The organism is Pseudomonas sp. SORT22, from assembly GCF_018417635.1.
GTDB lineage: Bacteria > Pseudomonadota > Gammaproteobacteria > Pseudomonadales > Pseudomonadaceae > Aquipseudomonas.
In genome coordinates this window covers 1,804,009-1,823,002 of the sequence record NZ_CP071007.1, presented here as the reverse complement: position 1 = coordinate 1,823,002, position 18,994 = coordinate 1,804,009, and the positions used below count along the sequence as shown (strand labels likewise).

Sequence of the window (18,994 nt, the reverse complement as noted above, 5' to 3'; positions counted from 1 at the left end):
AAGTGGGTAAAATGGCGTCCCCTAGGGGACTCGAACCCCTGTTACCGCCGTGAAAGGGCGGTGTCCTAGGCCACTAGACGAAGGGGACTTGTAACCTTCGTGCAGATCCGTTTTCACGAATCCTGGCAAAATTGGTGGAGCTAAGCGGGATCGAACCGCTGACCTCCTGCATGCCATGCAGGCGCTCTCCCAGCTGAGCTATAGCCCCAGATTTCTAGCCTCGCGGCCCAGCGACTTCTTTCGATGTCGCTTGTGTAAAACTGGCGTCCCCTAGGGGACTCGAACCCCTGTTACCGCCGTGAAAGGGCGGTGTCCTAGGCCACTAGACGAAGGGGACGAACCTTCTTACCTTACCAACCCGGTCGCTGGAACCCGGTTGATTCCGCAGTCAGTCTAGCTGACTGCGAATCGGAATTTGGTGGAGCTAAGCGGGATCGAACCGCTGACCTCCTGCATGCCATGCAGGCGCTCTCCCAGCTGAGCTATAGCCCCACAATGTCGCTTTGAACTTGAATCGCTTGGCTGGGTGCTTCGCGTTTCGTTTTCGTTCATCGCTGTGGACGGGGCGCATATTAAGATCGGATGGCGAACCTGTCAAATATATTTTCAACAAAATTCAAAAAAAATTTCCGAGATAACAAACACTTACCGCCCGAGCGGATGAAACACCCCGGTTTTACAGGGGTTTGCGGGCTTCTTCGCGGGGCAAGCCCGCGCCTACTGAACAGGTAGGAGCGGGCTTGCCCCGCGAAGTTTTACCAAGGTCAGGCAATCAGGCGATGGTGCCCAGGAGCTTTTCCCACTCTTTGTTTTCTTTCTTCGACACACCACCGAGCAGGTCCAGAGCCTGGCGCAGGCGGTAGCGGGTCAGGTCCGGGCCGAGGATTTCCATGGCATCGAGCACCGAAACCGAGCTGGCCTGGCCGGTGATGGCGGCAAACATCAGCGGCATGGCATCACGCAGCTTCAGCTCCAGGGCTTCGACCACCGCCTGGATGCAAGCGGTGATCCGCTCTTTTTCCCACTGGCGCAGGCTTTCGAGCTTCCACAGGATCAGCTGGATCACCTGGCGTACCTGGTCGGCCGAGAGCTTTTTGCTTTCGAACAGCTTGGCGTCGAGCTTGAGCGCACCTTCAAAGAAGAAGCCGCCCAGCGGCACGACCTGGCTGAAGGTCTCTACCCTGCCCTGCACGTGCGGCGCGATCTGCATCATGTAGTCGCTGTTGAACGCCCATTTCTGCAGGCGCGCAGCGAATTCCTCTACCGGCAGCTCGCGCAGCCACTGGCCGTTGAGCCACGACAGCTTCTCGATGTCGAAGATCGGCCCGCCGAGGGACACCCGCGACAGGTCGAAGTGCTCGACCATCTCGGCCAGGGAGAATTTCTCGCGCTCGTCCGGCATCGACCAGCCCATGCGGCCCAGGTAGTTGAGCATGGCTTCGGGCATGAAGCCCATGCGCTCGTAGAAGGTCACCGAGGTCGGGTTCTTGCGCTTGGACAGCTTGCTCTTGTCCGGGTTACGCAGCAGCGGCATGTAGCACAGGGTCGGTTGTTCCCAGCCGAAGTACTCGTACAGCTTGATCAGCTTGGGCGCCGACGGCAGCCATTCTTCACCGCGCAGCACGTGAGTGATGCCCATCAGGTGGTCATCGACGACGTTGGCCAGGAAGTAGGTCGGCAGGCCGTCGGTCTTCATCAGCACCTGCATGTCCATGCGGTCCCACGGGATTTCGACGTCGCCACGGAGCATGTCCGGGACCACGCAGACGCCTTCGCTCGGCACCTTCATGCGGATCACGTGCGGCTCGCCAGCGGCCAGGCGGCGCTGCACTTCTTCAGCCGACAGCAGCAAGGCGCGACCGTCGTAGCGCGGGGTTTCGCCGCGGGCCATCTGCTCGGCACGCATCTGGTCGAGCTCTTCGGCGGTGCAGAAGCACGGGAAGGCGTGGCCAAGGTCGACCAGTTGCTGGGCGTACTGCTTGTAGATATCGCCCCGCTCGCTCTGCCGGTAAGGGCCATGCGGGCCGCCGACGTCCGGACCTTCGCTCCACTCGATGCCGAGCCAGCGCAGGGCGTCGAAGATTTGCTGTTCCGACTCGCGGGTCGAGCGCAGCTGGTCGGTATCTTCGATACGCAGGATGAACTCGCCGCCGTGCTGCTTGGCAAAGCAGTAGTTGAACAAGGCGATGTAAGCGGTGCCGACGTGGGGATCGCCAGTAGGCGAAGGCGCGATACGCGTGCGAACGGTGGTCATGGACAGTCTCGAACTAGAGATGAAACAAAGGCTGGATGTTAACAGGGAGCGGGCACCGGGCTCCAGCAATGGGCGCGATCGGCACTTGTAAGCACGGCTGCAAACGCTGTTAAATTTGCTTACATTTTTACAACGATCGTACCCATGCCTGCCCAACTCAAGCGTCGCCTGCTGATTTTTCTTGCCCTTGTACTGCTGATTGCCCTCGCCTTCCTGGCCCACTGGTACTTCAAGGGACGCTTCTATGAAAGCACCGACAACGCCTACGTGCAGGGCGAAATAACCCGGGTTTCCAGCCAGCTGAGCGCGCGCATCGATCAAGTGCTGGTACAGGACAACCAGCACGTGGCCAAGGGCGACCTGCTGGTGCGCCTTGAGCCCGAAGATTTTCGCCTGGCCGTTGAACGCGCCCGCGCCGCCCTTGATACCCGCGAAGCCGAACGCCTGCAGGCCGAAAGCCGGCTCACCCAGCAAGCCAGCCTGATTGCCGCAGGAAAAGCGCAGGTTGCCGCTAACCAGGCCACCCTCGGCCGTGCGCAACTGGACCTGAACCGCGCCGAGGCCCTGCGCAAACCGGGCTTTGTCTCGGAAGAACGGGTCACCACACTGTCAGCCGAAAACCACGTCGCCCGCTCCCAGGTGAGCAAGGCCCAGGCCGACCTGCAAGGCCAGCGCCAGCAGGTCAACGCCCTGGCCGCCGAGATCAAGCGCCTCGATGCGCAGATCGTCAACGCCCGCGCCGACCTGGCCCAGGCCGAGCTGAACCTGACCCGCAGCGAAATCCACGCCCCGATCAGCGGCATCATCGGCCAGCGCGCCGCGCGCAATGGCCAGGTGGTCCAGGCCGGCGCCTACCTGCTGTCGATCGTCCCCGATGAAGACATCTGGATTCAGGCCAACTTCAAAGAAACCCAGATCGGCCACATGCAGCCCGGGCAAAAGGCTGAACTGCTGTTCGACAGCTACCCGGACACCCCGATCGAAGCGCGGGTCGACAGCCTGTTCGCCGCCTCCGGCGCGCAGTTCAGCCTGCTGCCGCCCGACAACGCCACCGGCAACTTCACCAAGGTGGTGCAGCGCATTCCGGTAAAACTGACCTTCGCCGCCAACAACCCGCTGCACGGCAAGATCCGCCCGGGCATGTCGGTAACCGCCACCGTTGATATCCGCGACAACGCCGACCATGGCCGGTGACCAGTTGATCCGTCCCGCCGGCGAACCCAGCCGGCGCGACTGGATCGCGGTAATGAGCGTGATGCTCGGCGCCTTCATGGCGGTGCTGGACATCCAGATCACCAACTCCTCGCTCAAGGACATTCAGGGCGCGCTGTCGGCAACCCTGGAGGAAGGCTCGTGGATTTCCACCTCCTACCTGGTGGCCGAGATCATCATGATCCCGCTCACCGCCTGGCTGGTGCAGCTGCTGTCGGCGCGGCGCCTGGCGGTGTGGGTGTCGCTGGGCTTTCTGGCCTCATCGCTGCTCTGCTCCATGGCCTGGAACCTGGAGAGCATGATCGTCTTCCGCGCCATGCAGGGCTTTACCGGCGGCGCGCTGATCCCCCTGGCCTTCACCCTGACCCTGATCAAGCTGCCCGAGCACCACCGGGCCAAGGGCATGGCCATGTTCGCCATGACCGCCACCTTCGCCCCCTCGATCGGCCCGACCCTGGGTGGCTGGCTGACCGAGAACTGGGGCTGGGAGTACATCTTCTACATCAACATCCCGCCGGGGCTGATCATGATCGGCGGCTTGCTGTACGGCCTGGAGAAGAAAGAAGCCCATTGGGAACTGCTGAAAAGCACTGACTATGCCGGTATCGTCACGCTCGGCGTCGGCCTTGGCTGCCTGCAGGTATTTCTCGAGGAAGGCCACCGCAAGGACTGGCTGGAATCGAGCCTGATCGTCACCCTGGGCAGCATCGCCCTGCTCAGCCTGATCACCTTCGTGATCCTGCAGTTTTCCAAACCCAACCCGCTGATCAACCTGCGCATCCTTGGCAACCGCAACTTCGGCCTGTCGAGCATTGCCAGCCTGGGCATGGGCGTGGGTTTGTACGGTTCGATCTACCTGCTGCCGCTGTACCTGGCGCAGATCCAGAACTACAACGCCCTGCAGATCGGTGAAGTGATCATGTGGATGGGCATTCCGCAGCTGTTCCTGATTCCGCTGGTGCCGCAGCTGATGAAGGTGATTTCACCGAAGATCCTCTGCACCCTGGGTTTCGGCCTGTTCGGCCTGGCCAGTTTCGGCTCCGGGGTGCTCAACCCGGACTTTGCCGGCGAGCAGTTCAACCATATCCAGATCATCCGCGCCCTCGGCCAACCAATGATCATGGTGACCATCTCGCTGATTGCCACCGCGTACATCCAGCCGCAGGACGCCGGCTCGGCCTCGAGCCTGTTCAACATCTTGCGCAACCTGGGTGGCGCCATCGGCATCGCCTTGCTGGCGACCTTGCTGGATGCACGTACCAAGGTGTATTTCGATTACCTGCGCGAGTCGATCGTGCCGAGCAACCCGCAAGTCGCGGAGCGTCTGGCGCAACTGGCAGAGCGACTGGGTAGCGATGCGGCGGCGCTGGGCAAGCTGAGTGAAATCACCCACCAGCAGGCGATGATCATGGCCTATAACGATGCCTTCCACTTTGTCGGCATCGGCTTGGCGATCAGCATGCTGGCGGTGGTGATGACGCGCAAATTGCCGCAGGGGTTGAAGGCTGGGGAAGCGCACTAATCGCGGCGCCTTATCGCGGGTCAAGTCGAGGCGTCGCACCGCCGCTCCCACAGGTATGGCAATCATAGGGCCAGCGATAAGGCCCTCAGGTGGTGATCATCCGCTCGCGCAGCGCGGTAATCTCGTCGCGCAACTGCGCCGCCGCTTCGAACTCCAGGTCCCGCGCCAGCTGGTACATTTTCTCTTCCAGCTGCTTGATGCGCTTGGCGATCTCGCCCGGTGAGCGCAGTTCGGCTTCGTAACGGGCGCTCTCCTCTGCCGCCTTGGCCATGCCCTTGCGCTTCTTGCTGCGCGAGCCGGGCACGTTGGCGCCTTCCATGATGTCGGTGATGTCCTTGACCACGCCCTTGGGCACGATGCCGTTGGCGGCGTTGAAGGCGATCTGCTTGTCGCGGCGCCGCTCGGTCTCGCCAATCGCCCGCTGCATGGAGCCGGTCATGTTGTCGGCATAGAGGATCGCCCGGCCATTGAGGTTACGCGCCGCGCGGCCGATGGTCTGGATCAGCGAGCGCTCGGAACGCAGGAAACCTTCCTTGTCGGCATCGAGAATCGCCACCAGCGATACCTCCGGCATATCCAGGCCTTCACGCAGCAGGTTGATGCCCACCAGCACATCGAAGGTACCCAGGCGCAGGTCGCGGATGATCTCGACCCGCTCCACTGTATCGATGTCCGAGTGCAGGTAGCGCACGCGCACATCGTGGTCGGCCAGGTAGTCGGTGAGGTCCTCGGCCATGCGTTTGGTCAGGGTGGTGACCAGCACGCGCTCTTCGACCGCCACGCGCTTGCGGATCTCCGAGAGCAGGTCGTCGACCTGGGTGGTGGCCGGGCGCACTTCGACCTGCGGATCGACCAGGCCGGTTGGGCGTACTACCTGCTCGACCACCCGGCCAGCATGTTCGGCCTCGTAGTTGCCGGGGGTCGCAGAAACGAAGATGGTCTGCGGGCTGACGTTTTCCCACTCGTCAAAGCGCATCGGCCGGTTGTCCAGCGCCGAGGGCAGGCGAAAGCCGTACTCGACCAGGGTTTCCTTGCGCGAGCGGTCGCCCTTGTACATGGCGCCGACTTGCGGAACGCTGACGTGGGATTCGTCAATTACCAGTAGGGCATCGTCCGGCAGATAGTCGTAAAGAGTCGGTGGCGCTGCCCCGGCCGGGCGCCCGGAGAGGTAGCGCGAGTAGTTTTCGATGCCGTTGCAGTAACCCAGCTCGAGGATCATCTCCAGGTCAAAGCGGGTGCGCTGCTCCAGGCGCTGGGCCTCGACCAGCTTGTTGGCCTTGTGCAGGTATTCAAGGCGCTGGGCCAGTTCCTCCTTGATGCCGTCCACGGCCTCGAGCAGGGTCTCGCGCGGGGTCACGTAGTGGCTCTTGGGGTAGAAGGTGAAACGCGGCAGCTTGCGGATCACCTCGCCGGTCAGCGGATCGAAGGCGGCGATGTTCTCGACCTCGTCGTCGAACAGCTCGACGCGGATGGCTTCCAGGTCCGATTCGGCCGGGAAGATATCGATCACATCACCGCGCACGCGGAAGGTAGCGCGGGCAAAGTCCATTTCGTTGCGGGTGTACTGCAGGTCGGCCAGGCGGCGCAGCAGCGCACGCTGGTCGAGCTTGTCGCCGCGGTCCACGTGCAGGACCATCTTCAGGTAGGTTTCCGGGCTGCCCAGGCCATAGATGCAGGACACCGTGGTGACGATGATCGCATCACGGCGCTCCAGCAGCGCCTTGGTCGCCGACAGGCGCATCTGCTCGATATGATCGTTGATCGAGGCGTCCTTCTCGATAAAGGTGTCCGAGGACGGCACGTAGGCTTCGGGCTGGTAGTAGTCGTAGTAGGAAACGAAGTACTCGACGGCGTTGTTCGGGAAGAATGACTTGAACTCGCCATACAGCTGCGCCGCCAGGGTCTTGTTCGGCGCCAGTACCAATGTCGGGCGCTGCACCTGGGCGATCACGTTGGCAATGCTGAAGGTCTTGCCTGAGCCTGTCACCCCGAGCAGGGTCTGGTGCGCAAGGCCCGCCTCGATTCCTTCGACCATCAGGCGAATGGCCTCGGGCTGGTCGCCGGCCGGCTGGAAACGGGTGACGAGCTGGAACTCGGACATGACAAACCTCTGTGTGATCGCGATGGTTTCATCGCTGGCGCGGGCAACTGTATTTATAGACAGTAGTTATACCGAATTAAGGGCCCCTTGCGCCAGTTTCAACTGAGTAACCCGGGCATTTCTGAGTATGGACCGGTGAAATCGACTAACGGTCGAAAAATATTCGGTCAAACAGCAGGAAAAGCTGCGACAGACTGTCGCCGTGACCGAGCGGTATCACTATACTGACTCCCCGTTTGTGCACCGCTCTAGTGCAAGCGACTGGAGCGTGCGACCTCTTCCACTCTCCATTCAGAGCCAAGGTAATAATGAGCCTGTTTTCCGCTGTCGAGCTGGCACCACGCGATCCCATTCTGGGCCTCAACGAAGCTTTCAACGCCGATACCCGTAGCAACAAGGTCAACCTGGGTGTAGGTGTTTACTGCAACGAAGAAGGGCGTATCCCACTGCTGCGTGCAGTGATCGAAGCCGAAACCCAGCGCGCTGCCCAGCACGCTTCCCGCGGTTACCTGCCGATCGACGGTATCGTCGCTTACGACCAGGCCGTACAGAAGCTGCTGTTCGGTGCCGAGTCGCCACTGCTGAGCGCCGGTCGCGTAATCACCACCCAGGCCGTCGGCGGTACCGGCGCCCTGAAGATCGGTGCCGACTTCCTCAAGCAGCTGTCGCCGAACGCCGTCGTCGCCATCAGCGACCCGAGCTGGGAAAACCACCGCGCACTGTTCGAAACCGCTGGCTTCCCGGTCCAGAACTACCGCTACTACGACGCCGCCACCCACGACGTCAACCGCAGCGGCATGCTCGAAGACCTCAACGCCCTGCCGCCTGGCTCGATCATTGTGCTGCACGCCTGCTGCCACAACCCGACCGGTGTCGACCTGACGCCAGAAGACTGGAAAAACGTCCTCGAAGTGGTCAAGGCCAAAGGCCACGTGCCGTTCCTCGACATGGCCTACCAGGGCTTTGGCGCCGGCATCACTGAAGACGCCGCCGCGGTACGCCTGTTCGCCGAGTCGGGCCTGGACTTCTTCGTCTCCAGCTCGTTCTCCAAATCCTTCTCGCTGTACGGCGAGCGCGTTGGCGCCCTGTCGATCGTCACCGAGTCCAAGGAAGAGGCCACCCGCGTGCTGTCGCAAGTCAAGCGCGTGATCCGCACCAACTACTCCAACCCGCCGACCCACGGCGCGACCATCGTCGCCACCGTGCTCAACAGCCCAGAGCTGCGCAAGATGTGGGAAGACGAGCTGGCCGAGATGCGCCAGCGCATCCACGGCATGCGCAAGCAGATGGTCGAGCTGCTGGCCGAGTACGGCGCCAAGCAGGACTTCAGCTTCGTCGGTCGCCAGTGCGGCATGTTCTCCTACTCGGGCCTGACCGTTGAGCAGGTCGCGCGCCTGAAGAACGAGTTCGGTATCTATGCTCTGGATACCGGTCGCATCTGCGTCGCCTCGCTGAACCAAAGCAACATCCATGTGGTGACCAAGGCGATCGTCGAGGTCCTGTAATTTACTCAATTGCATAGGGGAGGCTTGACTTCCCCTTAGCAATCAGTAAGATACGCCACAGATTCCGCGATAGCTCAGTCGGTAGAGCAAATGACTGTTAATCATTGGGTCCCAGGTTCGAGTCCTGGTCGCGGAGCCAAACACCTGAAAAACCTCCAGTTGCCCTGAGCACTGGAGGTTTTTTCGTTTCTGGCAGATTAAATCGCGCAGCCCGGTCACCCCTCAGGGAAAACCGGGCGGACGATCAGGTCCGGCCGATGGGGTAGAAACAGCCACCACTCCAGACGCCCAGCCACTGCTGGCCATCGATCTGTCTGGGCACCGCCAGTTCGACCAACTGGTAGAAGACATTGCGATGGATCAACGCTTCGAGGTTGCTACGCATGTGCACGTACGGCGAAGGCTCCTGGGTCTGCGCGTCGATTTCAACGCGCAGCGGATGCTCGGGGCCGGCCTCGACCTGGTCGTCGACATTGCTGGTAAAGCGCAACAATTGCTGCTCACCCTCGCCCTGCACCTCCAGGCTGACCGCAACAAAGGGCGCGTCATCGACCTTGATGCCGACCTTCTCCACTGGCGTCACCAGGAAGTAGTCGTCACCGTCGCGGCGGATGATGGTCGAGAACAGCCGCACCATCGGCTTGCGCCCGATCGGCGTACCCAGGTAGTACCAGGTGCCGTCACGGGCGATGCGCATGTCGATGTCGCCGCAAAAATCCGGGCTCCACAGGTGCACGGGCGGCAGGCCCTTTTCTGCCTTGGGAATCTGCGCCAGCAGATCATTGGCCTTGCCGGTGTCTTGCATCACCCTCTCCTTAACGACTCATGCCCAACAGACTGCGAGCGTAATCCTCGAGTGGCGGGCGGAGCAAATCTTCCGGCTTGTTGTCGTGGAACGTCAGCAAACCGCCGCGGCTTTTGATCCGCGCGGTGTCGATCAGGTAACGGGTGCTGGTTTCAATCAGCATCAGCTGCACCACGCCAGTATCGATGCCCAGACGATCGACCGCCTGCTCGTCATACCACTCATCGCCATTGCCGATGCGATCGTCGGTGCGGGCAAAACGGGTGTACAGCAAGTAATGGGCGCCGACTTCACGCGCTTCGATCAGCGCTTGCTCAAGGCCCAGCGGCGCAGGGGCACGGCGAACCAGCGGGAAGTACTCGACAAAGCCCTTGAAGGCTTCTTCAGCCACGACGTTGGGCCGCGGGTACGGGCCCTTGCCTGATGGCACGAAAGCACCCTGGCCAATGTAAATGAATGAATCAGGCTGCAGGCGCACCGACAGCGAACGACGGGTGTCGCTGTGATCGAGCAGACCGGCATCGCTCATGTGATAACGGGCACCCTCGCCCATATCGCTGACATTCATGCAGCCGCCCAGCGCCGTCAGCGCCAGCAGCAAAACCAGGCTACGCATCTATCCTCCAGTGGCCGGTGACGGAAAACCGGCGAACAGCTGGCAGATGCAGCTTTTGCGCCAGTCTTAGCCGCCGATGATTTTCATCACCGTCGCGCCACCGGAAAACGCCACCGACTGCTTGTCGCCAAGGGCTTTGACCAGCAAGCCCTGTAGCGCCGGCAAGGCCTGGTGGCGCGGTTTGTCGAGCAGGTCGCCGATATAGTGACGGTTGCTCGACGACAGGCAACCGTGCAGCCAGCCGGTGGAGGACAGGCGCAAACGCGAACAGGTACGGCAGAACGGCACGCTCTCGTTGGCGATCACGCCAAAATAACCCTGGCCCGGGATCTGGTAGCGCAAGGCGGTGGCATCCACCGGCGCGTTGGCCTGCAGGTACTCGTACTGCTCGCCGATCAATTGCAGCAAGTGCTCAAGGCTGACGAACTGCTGCAAGAAGGCATTGCTGTCGCGCGCCAGGTGCCCCATGCGCATCAGCTCGATGAAGCGCAGCTCGTAGCCGTGGGCCAGGCAGTACTCCAGCAGCGGCAGCACCTGGTCGAAGTTCTGCCCGCGCAACGGCACCATGTTGACCTTGATCTGCATGCCGGCGGCGCTGGCCTGGCGCATGCCGTCGAGCACAGTGGCCAGGTCGCCGCCACGGGCAATGCGCCGGAAGGCATCCGGATCAAGGGTGTCGAGGGAAACGTTGAGGCGACGGATACCCGCTGCGCGCAGCAACGGCAGCTTGCGCGCCAGCAACTGGCCGTTGGTGGTCAGGCTGATTTCATCCAGGCCCAGATTGGCAATGGAGCTGAGGAAGGTTTCCAGCTTGGGGCTGACCAGCGGCTCGCCGCCGGTGACGCGCACCCGCTCGATACCGGCGGCCTCGACCAGATAAGCCACGCCGCGGGCCATGGCCTCGGCCGAGAGCTCGTCCTGGGCCGCGACCAGACGCTTGCCGTCGGGCACACAATAGGTACAGGCGTAGTTGCAGGCAGCCGTGAGGCTGACACGCAAATTGCGAAAACGCCTGCCTTGGCGGTCGACGATCATGGGTGACTCCGGCATGGGTGAATCGGGCTTGCAAAACCTGACTCAAAAATCAGGTTTTTGCAAGCCTCATACCTGAGTATATTCCTCGCCACCCAATCCCAGTAGCGCCATGGTTTGGCTGAATGTCTCAGCTACCGGCGGTATCCGGGTCGCGCTTGCGCTTGTTGCCCATGCGCACGCCAATGTCCATGAGGAACTGGAAGAAGCCTTCCTGATCTTCCAGGACGTTGCTCCAGAACGGCGAGTGGTAGAGCGCCACGGCCCCATGCACAAGGGCCCAGGCCGCGCAGTAGTGGAAGTACGGCGGTACGTCCTCAAGCTTGCCTTCGCTGATGCGACCCTTGATCAGCAGGGTCAGGCGGTCGAAGTTGGAGGCGCGGATCTTGTGCAGCTCCTCGACCATCTCCGGCACCTGGTTGCCCTTGACCACCTTCTCTTCGAGACGGTCGAACAGGCGGTAGCGCTGCGGATCACGCATGCGGAATTCGAAGTAGGCGCGCGACAGGGCTTCCTTGTCGCGGTCGACGTCGGCAGAGTGCAGCAGTTCGTTCAAATCGCGCTCGTAGTCGAGCATCAGGCGCAGGTAGATCTCCGCCTTGGATTTGAAATGCTTGTAGATCGTGCCTTTGCCGATACCGACGGCATCAGCGATCATCTCGACGGTGACACTGTCTTCACCCTGTTCGAGAAACAGCTTGAGCGCGGTATCGAGAATTTCTTGCTCTCGGCGACGAAACTCACGGACCTTACGAGGTTCTTTCTGCATAAGAAGGACTGGATCAAAATCGAAGCCCGTTATTATGCCTAACTTGCGCCAAAATGCACGGATCATCCAACCATGTCTATGTTTCTTGATGAGTTTGAACAGGCCCCGGGGCTTCGTTATCTGAACCATGCCGCGGTCGCACCCTGGCCCAAACGCGCCAGCCAGGCGGTTTCGCGCTTCGCCAGCGAGAACGTTTTGCTCGGTGCAAGGGACTATCCGGACTGGATGGCCATGGAGCAGCGTTTACGTGAACGCCTGATGCGCCTGACGAATGCACCGTCGACGGATGACATCGCATTGGTCAAGAACACCTCCGAAGCGCTGTCTTTCGTCGCCTTCGGTATCGACTGGCAGGCCGGCGACCAGATCGTCATCAGCGACGAGGAATTCCCCTCCAACCGGATTGTCTGGGAAGCCCTGGCCGACAAAGGCGTCAGCGTCATCCAGGTAAGCCTCAAGGGCAGCGACCCGGAGGCGGCCTTGCTCGCGGCCTGCGGCCCCAAGGTGCGCCTGCTGGCAATCAGCGCCGTGCAGTTTGCCAGCGGCCTGCGCCTTGACCTGGTGCGTCTGGGCCAAGGCTGTCGTGAGCGTGAGGTGTTGTTCTGCATCGACGCCATCCAGCAATTGGGCGCCCTGCCCTTCGACGTCCAGGCCTATCAGTGCGACTTTGCCATGGCCGATGGGCACAAATGGATGCTCGGCCCGGAAGGCCTCGGGGTGTTCTATTGCCGCGCCGAGGTACGCCCGCTGCTCAAGCTCAGCGAGTACGGCTGGCACATGCTCGAACACATGGGCGACTACAGCCGCAGCGAATGGCAGCCGGCCCACAGCGCCCGGCGCTTTGAATGCGGCAGCCCGAACATGCTCGGTGCAGCGGCGCTGGAGGCAAGCCTGGCGCTGCTCGAAGAAGTGGGCATGGATCAGGTGGCCACAGCGCTGCTGGAGCGGGTGCACTGGCTCAACGAAGGCCTGGCAGCGATCCCTGGGGTCCGCGTACACAGCCCGCAGGAGCCTGCGCGTCGCTCAGGGATCGTGTCCTTCAGCATTGAGGGCGTCGAGAACGCCCAGGTTTGTCAGCGCCTCAAGCAGGAACAGGTGATCTGCATTCCGCGTGGCCCCGGGGTGCGATTTTCCCCGCACTTCTACACACCCAGGCAGATAATCGACGAAACTCTGGCCATTGTGCGCGAGATCGCAGAGCGATGAGTGCTCAGCAGCGGCAGGCGTATTCCAAATCTGTTTAAAAAACGACCAGCTGTGGCTGGCGGCGCGTCAATCCTGGCCAATACTTCAGGTGTTGGCGCAGCGCATCCCCCCATGTGGCGCGCCGATAAAGGTGCTCAGGGACCGCGTGCCTTTGTTTTACTCCTAATGGTCTTAACCCGGATTCACCCCCCAGAACCCGGGTTTTTTTTGCCTGCGGTTTTTACCGCCCGCAGGCTCAGGCCACCCGCGCCAACGGAAACAGGCGCTTGAAGTTGGCCGTGGTCTGTTCAGCCAGTTGCTCATAACTTTCACCGCGCACCATCGCCACGAACTCCGCCACTTCACGCACGTACTCTGGCAAGTTGGCCTTGCCGCGGTAGGGGATCGGCGCCAGGTACGGCGAGTCGGTCTCGACCAGTAGCCGATCGGCAGGCACCTGGCGGGCCACATCGCGCAACGCATCGGCATTACGGAAGGTGACGATGCCCGACAGCGAAATGTAGTAGCCCAGATCCAGCGCCGCCCTGGCCATGTCCCAGTCTTCAGTGAAGCAATGCAGAACGCCGGCCTGCTTGAGGTCCGCTTCACGCAGCAAGGCCAGGGTGTCGGCGCGCGCCGCGCGGGTATGGATGATCACCGGCTTGCCGGTTACCCTGGCTGCCTCCAGGTGCAGGCGGAACGAGTCCTGCTGCACCTGAGCCGCGTCCGGCTCGTAGTGATAGTCCAGGCCGGTCTCGCCAATCGCCACCACATGCGGGTGCTCCAGCTCCTTGAGCAGCCAGTCCAGCGGCGGAGCGCCATCGGGGGTGAGGTCGAGCGGGTGGATGCCCACCGAGCAGTCGACATCACTGTAACGCTCGCTCAGGTCCTTGACCGCCTGGGCGTTGTCGGCGCTGATGCCGATGCACAGGAAGTGGCCGACGCCGCGCGCGCGGGCAGCGTCCAGGGCCGCATCCAGGGAGCCCTGGTGGGCGGTGAGGTCAAGACGGTCGAGGTGGCAATGGGAATCTACAAGCATGGGTACATGACAACGCTGAAAAGAAATGAAGGAACGGCACAGCTCAACGCTGGCCCGGCAACATCGCCCAGGACGCCAGCAGCGCCTCGAGCAACAGCACCCGATTGAGGTTGGCCTTGCCCAGGACCTTCTGGCGCTGGGCCAGAATCCAGTCCTGGATCTCCAGGACCCTGGCCTGGCTGCTCTTCTGCGCCAGGTACTGGACCACCTTGCGCATATCGCTCAAGCCTAACCCCTCCTCGTCCTGGGTCAACTGATAACGCAGGACCAGGTTGGACCAGTCGCAGAACCAGTCGAACAGTTGCAGCAAGGGAATGGCATTCCAGGCGTCGGCCAGCTGGCTAGGCGATTGCTGCTGCTTGAGCAGCTTCTTCACCCCATCGACCACCAGCGCGCGCTGCTCGCGCACACCCTGGGCCTGCAGACTGACGGCCGCCAACGGCGAGCCGGCGGCCAGGCTGAGCAACTCCAGGCGCTCCTGCTCGTCGCAGTCGGGCAAGGCCTGTTCGAGCCAGGCCAGGCTTTGCTCGCGGCTCGGCAGCGGGCAGGCCTGCTGCTGGCAGCGGCTCTTGATGGTTGGCAACAGGCGGCTGGGCTGATGACTGACCAGCAGCAGAACAGTATTGCCCGAGGGCTCTTCAAGGCTTTTGAGCAAGGCGTTGGCGGCGTTGACGTTCATCGCCTCGACCGGCTCGATCAAGATTACTTTGCGCCCACCCAACTGCGCAGTCTGCACCACGAAAGACACCAGCTCGCGGACCTGGTCGACCTTGATCGGCTTGTCGGCCTCTTCCGGCTCCAGCACGTAGTTGTCCGGGTGGCTGCCGGCTGCGAGCAACAGGCATGACTTGCACTGCCCACACGCCTGCAGCCCTTGCACACGCTGGCACAGCAGCAAGGCCATCAGGCGCTCGGCCAGGGCCCGCTTGCCAATGCCTTGCGGACCGTGCAGCAGATAGGCATGGGCATGCTGGGTGCGCCCGGCCAGTTGCTGCCACAGCGCCTGCTGCCAGGGAAAGGCCTCAGCCACGGCAACGCTCCAGAATCTGCGGCAGCAAGGCGTCCAGCGCCTGCTGTACCTGGGCCAGCGGCAAAGCGGCATCAATCAGCCGGTATTGCTGCGGCGAAGCCTGGGCGCGAGCCAGGTAGGCCTGGCGCACGGCCTCGAAGAAGGCCTGGCCTTCCTGTTCGAAACGGTCCAGGCGGCCGCGGGCGGCAGCGCGCGACAGACCGATCGCCACCGGCAGATCGAACACCAGGGTCAGGTCCGGGCGCAGATCGCCCTGGACGAAATTCTCCAGGGTGGCGATGCGCTCCAGCGACAGGCCGCGCCCGCCGCCCTGATAGGCGTAGGTGGCATCGGTAAAACGGTCGCACAACACCACCGCGCCACGGGCCAGGGCCGGGCGAATGACTTCGGCCAGGTGCTGGGCACGGGCGGCAAACACCAGCAGCAGCTCGGTGTCGGCATCCATCTTCTCTTCACTGGGGGCCAGCAGCAGTTCGCGGATTCGCTCGGCCAGCGGCGTGCCGCCCGGCTCGCGGGTCAGCACGACATCCAGGCCGGCGCCGCGCAGGTGCTCGGCGAGGTACTCGCGATTGGTGCTTTTGCCCGCGCCTTCAGGGCCTTCCAGGGTGATAAACAAGCCGCTCACAGGCAGTCCTTACAGTGGGTCATTGCGGGGAGGCCGCGTCGCTGGCCGGCGCCGCTTGCTCGGTCGCCGGCTCAGGGCTGACATCCGGCGATTGCGGCGCCGACGGCTGGGCCTCGGGTTCAGGTTCGGTAACCGGGGCCGGGCTCGAACGGTAGTCGGCACGGCGCTTGATCTGGTACTCGCGCACGGCCGAATTGTGCGCATCGAGGTCATCGGAGAACACATGGCTGCCATCGCCACGCGCCACGAAATACAGGCTGCTGCCCGGCGTCGGGTTCAACGCGGCATGAATGGCTTCGCGGCCAACCATGGCAATCGGCGTCGGCGGCAGGCCGGCGTTGGTGTAGGTGTTGTACGGCGTCGGCTCGCGCAGGTCGGCGCGGGTGATCTTGCCGTTGTAGCGTTCGCCCATGCCGTAGATCACCGTCGGGTCGGTCTGCAGCAGCATGCCGATGCGCATGCGCCGCACGAACACCCCGGCAATTTGCCCGCGCTCTTGCGGTACGCCGGTTTCCTTCTCGACCAGCGACGCCATGATCAGCGCCTGGTACGGGTCGCGATACGGCACATCGCTGGAGCGCTCAGCCCATTCCTTGGCCAGCACTTCTTCCAGGCGCGCGTAGGCCTGCTGGAGGAACTCGACATCGCTCATGCCACGCACGAAGCGATAGGTATCGGGGAAGAACCGACCTTCAGGGAACACCCCCGGATGGCCGAGCTTGTCCATGACCTCGGCATCACTCAGGCCGTCGATGGTTTTCTTGATCTTCTCGTGCCTGGCCAGCGCCGCACGCACCTGGCGGAAGTTCCAGCCCTCGACCAGCGTCAGGGTGTACTGCACCACATCACCGCGACGCCAGACCTCGAACAGCTCGCGCACGGTCATGCCCGGGGTCATGCGGTACTCGCCGGTATGCAGCGGCACGCCAGCCATGTTGAAGCGCCAGTACAGGCGTAGCCAGAAGGCGTCTTCCAGCACCCCGTCGTTCTGCATGCGGTAGAACATGCGGTTGGGGGTGGTACCGGTGGGCACGTCGAGCAACTGCTCCTGGGACACGTGCAGGGTCTGCTCCAGCGCCGATTTTACCTTCCAGGCCGAATAGCCCAGCGTCAGGCCGGCCAGGATCAAGCCGATCTCCAGCAGCACCAAGAATTTACGTCTCACAAATCAGGCATCCAGTAGCGTACGGGCAATGGCCTGCAGTTTACGGGTGAGCGGCCCCGGCGGCCAGTTCAGCGATGTAAAAGCCTGTACCGGCCAGATGCCGTAGACGCTGTTGCAGACAAACACTTCGTCAGCTTGCTGCAGGTCCTGCAGGCTCAGGTCGGTAATCTGCACAGCGATTGCGGCGTCCCTGGCGTGATCGAGCAAGGCTGCGCGCATGACCCCGGCCACGCCGCAGCGGCTCAGGTCGGCAGTCTGCAGTTGGCCGTCGCGCACCAGGAACAGGTTGCTGTACACCCCCTCGATGATGCGCCCGGAAACATCGCGCATCAAACCTTCGGCGTGCGCGGCATCCTGCCACTCGGCACGGGCCAGCACCTGCTCGAGGCGATTGAGGTGTTTCAAGCCTGCCAGCAAGGGTTGCTCGGCCAGACGGGTCTGGCAATCGAACAAGCGAACGCCCTGTTCGGCATGCCCTGCGGGATAGGTGGGCAAGGGATTGCCCTGGAGAATTCGTCGTGGCGCCACGCCAGCGGCCGGCGCGTAGCCGCGCTGGCTGTCGCCGCGGGTAACAATGAGCTTGAGCACGCCGTCACCCAGCAAGCTGGCATAACGGCATAGCTCGTCGCGAATCAGGCCGTGATCGGCGCTGATCGCCAGGCGCTGGCAACCCAGCGCCAGGCGCTCGAGGTGGTACTCGAGCAACGATGGCCGACCGGCGCGCACGGCGATGGTCTCGAACAGACCATCGCCATAGGCCAGCCCCCGGCTTTGCAGGGTTAGTGCATCTGCCGGCAGGCCATCGACCCAGCTGTGCATCAGCCGGCGAACCGGCGGAACACCAGCGAGCCGTTGGTGCCACCAAAACCGAAGGAGTTGGACAGCACCACCTCGATCGGCATGTTGCGCGCCTGGTGCGGCACGAAGTCGAGGTCGCAACCTTCGCTCGGCTCGTCCAGGTTGATGGTCGGTGGCGCCACCTGGCTGTTGATCGACAGCACGCTGAAGATCGCCTCGACGGCACCGGCAGCGCCAAGCAGGTGCCCGGTCATCGACTTGGTCGAGCTGACGGCCAGCTTGTAGGCGTGATCGCCAAACACCGACTTGATCGCCGAGCTTTCTGCCAGGTCGCCGGCCGGCGTCGAGGTGCCGTGGGCGTTGATGTAATCGACTTCGCCGGGGTTCAGGCCGGCATCACGCAGGGCGTTGGCCATGCAGCGCGCGGCACCGCTGCCATCTTCTGGCGGCGAGGTCATGTGGTAGGCATCGCCACTCATGCCAAAGCCTACCAGCTCGGCATAGATGGTCGCGCCGCGGGCCTTGGCGTGCTCGAGCTCTTCGAGTACCAGCGCACCGGCACCGTCGGCGAGGACGAAGCCATCACGGCCCTTGTCCCACGGACGGCTGGCGCGGGTCGGGTCGTCGTTGCGGGTCGACAGCGCCCGCGACGCACCGAAACCACCCATGCCCAGGCCACAGGCGGCCATTTCCGCACCGCCGGCGATCATCACGTCGGCTTCACCGAAGGCGATGTTGCGCGCAGCCATGCCGATACAGTGGGTACCGGTGGTGCAGGCGGTGGAAATAGCGTAGTTAGGCCCCTGTACACCCAGGTGGATCGACAGGAAACCGGAAATCATGTTGATGATCGAACCCGGCACGAAGAACGGCGAAATACGCCGCGGGCCCTGGTCATGCAAGGTCCGGCTGGTTTCTTCGATGTTGGTCAGGCCACCGATACCCGAGCCCATGGCCACGCCAATGCGCTCGCGGTTGGCATCGGTCACTTCCAGGCCGGCGTTACGCACTGCCTGAAAACCGGCTGCCAGGCCGTACTGAATGAACAGATCGAGCTTGCGGGCTTCCTTGACCGACAGGTACTGCTCGACTTCAAAGCCCTTTACCGAGCCGCCAAAACGGGTGGAGTAGGCAGACAGGTCAGTATGCTCGATCAGACCTATGCCACTGCGGCCAGCCAGAATGCCCTGCCAACTGCTCGGCACATCCGTACCCAGTGGCGACAGCATACCCATACCGGTGACCACGACGCGTCTACGCGACACAGCACTCTCCTTATTCAATTGACTACATCTCTTGTAAAGAAAAAACCGCACGCCGGCGAAGGCAGTGCGGT

The 18,994-nt window shown here is 62.6% G+C and carries 16 protein-coding genes and 5 tRNA genes; 5 read left to right on the top strand and 16 right to left on the bottom strand.

What is annotated here, in order from left to right; all coding sequences use genetic code 11:
• Window positions 1–12: 12 nt before the first annotated feature.
• The 5 genes from JYG36_RS08625 to gltX all read right to left on the bottom strand — a co-directional run bounded on the left by JYG36_RS08625 (window position 13) and on the right by gltX (window position 2,254).
• Window positions 13–88 (bottom strand) — tRNA-Glu (locus tag JYG36_RS08625).
• A gap of 44 nt (window positions 89–132) precedes the next feature.
• A tRNA-Ala gene (locus JYG36_RS08620) sits at window positions 133–208 on the bottom strand.
• Between the two features lie 53 nt (window positions 209–261).
• A tRNA-Glu gene (locus JYG36_RS08615) sits at window positions 262–337 on the bottom strand.
• Window positions 338–416: 79 nt separating this feature from the next.
• Window positions 417–492: transfer RNA gene (locus JYG36_RS08610), tRNA-Ala, on the bottom strand.
• 280 nt (window positions 493–772) lie between these two features.
• The gene (gene gltX, locus JYG36_RS08605; protein ID WP_045195132.1) at window positions 773–2,254 is read right to left on the bottom strand and encodes a glutamate--tRNA ligase; all 1,482 of its coding nucleotides are present in this window, start codon (window positions 2,252–2,254) and stop codon (window positions 773–775) included.
• Window positions 2,255–2,398: 144 nt separating this feature from the next.
• Between gltX and JYG36_RS08600 the strand changes: the two genes are divergently transcribed.
• Together JYG36_RS08600 and JYG36_RS08595 are read left to right on the top strand one after the other, a co-directional pair.
• Window positions 2,399–3,448, top strand: coding sequence for an HlyD family secretion protein (locus JYG36_RS08600; RefSeq protein WP_045195134.1), 1,050 nt, complete (start codon window positions 2,399–2,401; stop codon window positions 3,446–3,448).
• Window positions 3,438–4,988 carry an MDR family MFS transporter gene (locus tag JYG36_RS08595; protein WP_045195135.1) on the top strand — a complete coding sequence of 517 codons (1,551 nt, stop codon included), beginning with the start codon at window positions 3,438–3,440 and terminating at the stop codon, window positions 4,986–4,988. The genes JYG36_RS08600 and JYG36_RS08595 overlap by 11 nt, the downstream gene beginning before the upstream one ends.
• A gap of 85 nt (window positions 4,989–5,073) precedes the next feature.
• Here JYG36_RS08595 and uvrB read toward each other — a convergent pair whose 3' ends face one another.
• Window positions 5,074–7,089, bottom strand: coding sequence for an excinuclease ABC subunit UvrB (gene uvrB, locus JYG36_RS08590; RefSeq protein WP_213603597.1), 2,016 nt, complete (start codon window positions 7,087–7,089; stop codon window positions 5,074–5,076).
• Window positions 7,090–7,397: 308 nt separating this feature from the next.
• Here uvrB and JYG36_RS08585 point away from each other — a divergent pair, with 308 nt between their 5' ends.
• Both JYG36_RS08585 and JYG36_RS08580 read left to right on the top strand, forming a co-directional pair.
• Entirely contained in the window at window positions 7,398–8,594 is a 1,197-nt protein-coding gene (locus tag JYG36_RS08585; protein WP_213603595.1) for an amino acid aminotransferase, read from the top strand.
• Window positions 8,595–8,657: 63 nt separating this feature from the next.
• Window positions 8,658–8,733 (top strand) — tRNA-Asn (locus JYG36_RS08580).
• Between the two features lie 105 nt (window positions 8,734–8,838).
• On the opposite strand, the gene JYG36_RS08575 is transcribed toward JYG36_RS08580, so the two are convergent.
• The 4 genes from JYG36_RS08575 to JYG36_RS08560 form a co-directional block, all read right to left on the bottom strand.
• The gene (locus JYG36_RS08575; RefSeq protein WP_093380600.1) at window positions 8,839–9,399 is read right to left on the bottom strand and encodes a DUF1285 domain-containing protein; all 561 of its coding nucleotides are present in this window, start codon (window positions 9,397–9,399) and stop codon (window positions 8,839–8,841) included.
• Between the two features lie 10 nt (window positions 9,400–9,409).
• The gene (locus JYG36_RS08570) at window positions 9,410–10,015 is read right to left on the bottom strand and encodes a DUF4823 domain-containing protein (RefSeq protein WP_045195142.1); all 606 of its coding nucleotides are present in this window, start codon (window positions 10,013–10,015) and stop codon (window positions 9,410–9,412) included.
• Between the two features lie 66 nt (window positions 10,016–10,081).
• The gene (locus tag JYG36_RS08565) at window positions 10,082–11,050 is read right to left on the bottom strand and encodes a GTP 3',8-cyclase MoaA (protein ID WP_213603593.1); all 969 of its coding nucleotides are present in this window, start codon (window positions 11,048–11,050) and stop codon (window positions 10,082–10,084) included.
• A 127-nt stretch (window positions 11,051–11,177) separates the two neighbouring features.
• Window positions 11,178–11,816 carry a TetR/AcrR family transcriptional regulator gene (locus tag JYG36_RS08560; RefSeq protein WP_045195146.1) on the bottom strand — a complete coding sequence of 213 codons (639 nt, stop codon included), beginning with the start codon at window positions 11,814–11,816 and terminating at the stop codon, window positions 11,178–11,180.
• A gap of 72 nt (window positions 11,817–11,888) precedes the next feature.
• Here JYG36_RS08560 and JYG36_RS08555 point away from each other — a divergent pair, with 72 nt between their 5' ends.
• Complete coding sequence (locus tag JYG36_RS08555; protein WP_213603591.1) at window positions 11,889–13,022, top strand: aminotransferase class V-fold PLP-dependent enzyme; 1,134 nt, start codon at window positions 11,889–11,891, stop codon at window positions 13,020–13,022.
• A 235-nt stretch (window positions 13,023–13,257) separates the two neighbouring features.
• Here JYG36_RS08555 and JYG36_RS08550 read toward each other — a convergent pair whose 3' ends face one another.
• From JYG36_RS08550 to fabF, 6 genes are read right to left on the bottom strand one after another with little or no spacing between them, the layout of a single operon-like run.
• Window positions 13,258–14,040 carry a TatD family hydrolase gene (locus JYG36_RS08550; protein ID WP_093380593.1) on the bottom strand — a complete coding sequence of 261 codons (783 nt, stop codon included), beginning with the start codon at window positions 14,038–14,040 and terminating at the stop codon, window positions 13,258–13,260.
• A gap of 43 nt (window positions 14,041–14,083) precedes the next feature.
• The gene (locus JYG36_RS08545; protein ID WP_213603589.1) at window positions 14,084–15,070 is read right to left on the bottom strand and encodes a DNA polymerase III subunit delta'; all 987 of its coding nucleotides are present in this window, start codon (window positions 15,068–15,070) and stop codon (window positions 14,084–14,086) included.
• Window positions 15,063–15,695, bottom strand: a complete 633-nt coding sequence (gene tmk / locus JYG36_RS08540) for a dTMP kinase (protein ID WP_045195155.1) — start codon at window positions 15,693–15,695, stop codon at window positions 15,063–15,065. Before tmk ends, JYG36_RS08545 begins: the two co-directional genes overlap by 8 nt.
• A gap of 19 nt (window positions 15,696–15,714) precedes the next feature.
• The gene (gene mltG, locus JYG36_RS08535) at window positions 15,715–16,860 is read right to left on the bottom strand and encodes an endolytic transglycosylase MltG (protein WP_093380587.1); all 1,146 of its coding nucleotides are present in this window, start codon (window positions 16,858–16,860) and stop codon (window positions 15,715–15,717) included.
• A 3-nt stretch (window positions 16,861–16,863) separates the two neighbouring features.
• The gene (gene pabC, locus JYG36_RS08530) at window positions 16,864–17,679 is read right to left on the bottom strand and encodes an aminodeoxychorismate lyase (RefSeq protein WP_093380584.1); all 816 of its coding nucleotides are present in this window, start codon (window positions 17,677–17,679) and stop codon (window positions 16,864–16,866) included.
• On the bottom strand, window positions 17,679–18,923 hold the full coding sequence (gene fabF, locus JYG36_RS08525) for a beta-ketoacyl-ACP synthase II (RefSeq protein ID WP_045195160.1): 1,245 nt from the start codon (window positions 18,921–18,923) through the stop codon (window positions 17,679–17,681). Before fabF ends, pabC begins: the two co-directional genes overlap by 1 nt.
• Between the last annotated feature and the right edge of the window lie 71 nt (window positions 18,924–18,994).

What these genes read in the sequence shown, in the direction of transcription:
- gltX (WP_045195132.1), bottom strand. Translation starts at nt 2,254, where the DNA reads ATGACCACCGTTCGCACGCGTATCGCGCCTTCGCCTACTGGCGATCCC.
- JYG36_RS08600 (WP_045195134.1), top strand. Translation starts at nt 2,399, where the DNA reads ATGCCTGCCCAACTCAAGCGTCGCCTGCTGATTTTTCTTGCCCTTGTA.
- JYG36_RS08595 (WP_045195135.1), top strand. Translation starts at nt 3,438, where the DNA reads ATGGCCGGTGACCAGTTGATCCGTCCCGCCGGCGAACCCAGCCGGCGC.
- uvrB (WP_213603597.1), bottom strand. Translation starts at nt 7,089, where the DNA reads ATGTCCGAGTTCCAGCTCGTCACCCGTTTCCAGCCGGCCGGCGACCAG.
- JYG36_RS08585 (WP_213603595.1), top strand. Translation starts at nt 7,398, where the DNA reads ATGAGCCTGTTTTCCGCTGTCGAGCTGGCACCACGCGATCCCATTCTG.
- JYG36_RS08575 (WP_093380600.1), bottom strand. Translation starts at nt 9,399, where the DNA reads ATGCAAGACACCGGCAAGGCCAATGATCTGCTGGCGCAGATTCCCAAG.
- JYG36_RS08570 (WP_045195142.1), bottom strand. Translation starts at nt 10,015, where the DNA reads ATGCGTAGCCTGGTTTTGCTGCTGGCGCTGACGGCGCTGGGCGGCTGC.
- JYG36_RS08565 (WP_213603593.1), bottom strand. Translation starts at nt 11,050, where the DNA reads ATGATCGTCGACCGCCAAGGCAGGCGTTTTCGCAATTTGCGTGTCAGC.
- JYG36_RS08560 (WP_045195146.1), bottom strand. Translation starts at nt 11,816, where the DNA reads ATGCAGAAAGAACCTCGTAAGGTCCGTGAGTTTCGTCGCCGAGAGCAA.
- JYG36_RS08555 (WP_213603591.1), top strand. Translation starts at nt 11,889, where the DNA reads ATGTCTATGTTTCTTGATGAGTTTGAACAGGCCCCGGGGCTTCGTTAT.
- JYG36_RS08550 (WP_093380593.1), bottom strand. Translation starts at nt 14,040, where the DNA reads ATGCTTGTAGATTCCCATTGCCACCTCGACCGTCTTGACCTCACCGCC.
- pabC (WP_093380584.1), bottom strand. Translation starts at nt 17,679, where the DNA reads ATGCACAGCTGGGTCGATGGCCTGCCGGCAGATGCACTAACCCTGCAA.